Annotated in this window: 4 protein-coding genes; 2 read left to right on the top strand and 2 right to left on the bottom strand. The window is 69.9% G+C overall.

The genetic code is table 11. From position 1 onward, the window contains the following. Positions 1-308 (bottom strand): hypothetical protein (locus Mterra_RS22060; protein ID WP_218022994.1); only part of this gene is annotated, 308 nt, incomplete at its 3' end. Between the two features lie 8 nt (positions 309-316). Further along, on the bottom strand, positions 317-796 hold the full coding sequence (locus tag Mterra_RS20770; RefSeq protein ID WP_119316816.1) for a DUF456 domain-containing protein: 480 nt from the start codon (positions 794-796) through the stop codon (positions 317-319). 140 nt (positions 797-936) lie between these two features. Here Mterra_RS20770 and Mterra_RS20765 point away from each other — a divergent pair, with 140 nt between their 5' ends. Then, complete coding sequence (locus Mterra_RS20765) at positions 937-1,575, top strand: DUF502 domain-containing protein (protein ID WP_119316817.1); 639 nt, start codon at positions 937-939, stop codon at positions 1,573-1,575. A gap of 26 nt (positions 1,576-1,601) precedes the next feature. Next, positions 1,602-2,177, top strand: coding sequence for an NAD(P)H-dependent oxidoreductase (locus Mterra_RS20760; protein ID WP_119316815.1), 576 nt, complete (start codon positions 1,602-1,604; stop codon positions 2,175-2,177). Positions 2,178-2,203: the final 26 nt, after the last annotated feature.

Raw genomic sequence — 2,203 nt, 5'->3', positions numbered from 1 at the left:
CCTGGGCCAGGGGCGGGGGCTGGTACTGCCAGCCCTTGAGCACGGCGATGAGCTGCCAGTAGCGGTGCATGCGGGAGCTCGGTGCTCGAGAGGGGCTGCAACACCGGGCCCGGCAGGGCCGGCTTGGCGGGCGGGGGCTCCAGGGCGACGCAGGCGGGGCCGGAGCACGGCGGGGAGGAGAAGACGTGCTCGAGCGCCCCGCTCACCGCCTGGCGGGTCTCGGCGTTGGCGCACAGCAGCACCAGCAGCAGCGGCAGCAGCCGCAGGTACAGCCGGGTTCGCCCGCCGAGGTGCACGCGCCGGATCATACCACCCCTCAAAAAACGGCCCGCAGCACGAGGATCCCCATCATCAGGTGCAGCAGGAACTTCCCGGCCATGCCCCCCAGCATGCCCACGAAGGTGCCCCAGGCCGCCCGCAAGGCCGCCTCGCCGCTCTTGCCGCTGAGGCTCTCCGCGGCCAGGGCCCCCACCCAAGGCATCACGAACACCCCCACCGGCGGCAGGACGAACAGGCCCACGACGCCGCCCAGGAAAGCCCCCCACACCCCGGCCCGCCCCGCCCCGTAGCGCCGGGCGCCGATGAGGCCCGCCAGGTTGTCCACCAGCATCGCGGCCGCCGCGACCAGCGCCAGCCAGACCCAGGTGAGGCGCGAGACCTCGGAGAAGCCCACCAGCAGCTCGTGCAGCAGGACACCGGCCAGGATGATGAGGGTCGCGGGCAGGACCGGCACGAAGGTGCCCACCAGCCCCACTACCCATACGAGCACGAACAGCCAGTCGGCCAAGACGTTCACGGGCCTCACACTAGCACCCGTAAATGAGAAGCGCCCCTCAGGGCCGCAGGCCTCGAGCCCCCTTGGAGCAGGGGTTAATTGCGGGCCCGGTCGCCAAAGCGAACCCGCCCGCCTCAATAAACTGGGGGTGAGCTATGGCTATAAGACTCCAGCGCTATTTCATCGGGGGGCTGCTGGCCTTGCTGCCCCTGGCCGTCACGGTCTACGTGCTGGTGTGGGTGTATAACTCCTCGGCCGACATCATCACCGCGCTGATGCGGGTGGTGGGGCTCACCCCTCCCCCCTGGCTGCTGCCCCTGCTGCCGGTCATCGGCATCCTTGCGGTGCTGGGCATGATCATCCTGGCCGGGGTTCTGGCGGGGAACTACGTGGGCCGGGTGCTCCTGGCGGGCATCGACCGCAGCTTCAAGTCGGTCCCGCTGGTGCGCGAGGTCTACAACGCGGTGCAGCAGATCGCCCACACCCTGCTGGGCCAGCCCGAGGTGCACTTCCAGCGGGCGGCCGTCATCGAGTACCCGCGCAAGGGGGTCTACACCCTCTGCTTCATCGCCACCGCCGAGGTGGGCAAGCGGCTCCCCCCGCTCCCCGAGGGCTACACGGTGGTGCTGGTGCCCACCTCGCCGGTCCCGGCCTCGGGCATGGCGATCATCGTCCCCACCGCCGAGGTGATCCCCCTCGAGGTCAGCATCGAGGAGGCGCTGAAGTACGTGGTGTCGGGCGGCTTCATCCTGCCCGACGGCAAGGCGCGCAGGCTGCTCGAGACCACCGAGTCCAAGTAACCCCCGGGCACGGTAGGCTTTGGGGCATGAAGGTGCTCTACGTCTACGCCAACCCCAAGCCCCGTTCCTTCAACTCGGCGCTGCTCGAGGCGGGCCTGCGGGCGCTCGAGGACGCCGGGTACGAGGTCGAGCTCTCCGACCTCTACGCCATGGGCTTCGACCCGGTGCTCTCGGCGGCGGAGATCACCGGGCAGATGCGCCCCGACGCCCGGTCCGAGATCGAGAAGCTGCGCCGGGCCGACCGGCTCATCCTGCAATTCCCCGACTGGTGGTACGGCCCCCCCGCCGTCCTCAAGGGCTGGATCGACCGCGTGATGGCCTACGGCTTCGCCTACGACGACACCCACGAGTTCGAGACCGGCTTCCTGCGGGGCAAGAAGGGCCTGGTGGTCATGACCGTGGGCTACGCCGCCGACTACTACGCCGCCGCCCCCCAGCGCGACCTCGCCCACCTCCTCGAGCCCCTCCACTACGGCACTTTCGCCTTCGTGGGCATGCAGCCCCTCCCCCCCTTCATCGCCTACGGCCCCCGCTACATGAGCGAGGAAGAGCGCAAAGCCTGCCTGGAGGCGTACGCGAGGCACTTGCTCGAGTGGTTGTAAGGGAGGGGGTTCAGGGAGGCCCGTAG

The sequence above is a fragment of the Calidithermus terrae genome, assembly GCF_003574345.1.
In the GTDB taxonomy this organism is placed as follows: domain Bacteria; phylum Deinococcota; class Deinococci; order Deinococcales; family Thermaceae; genus Calidithermus; species Calidithermus chliarophilus.
The sequence above is the reverse complement of the archived record's forward strand: the minus strand, read 5'-3'. Positions and strand labels throughout refer to the sequence as shown.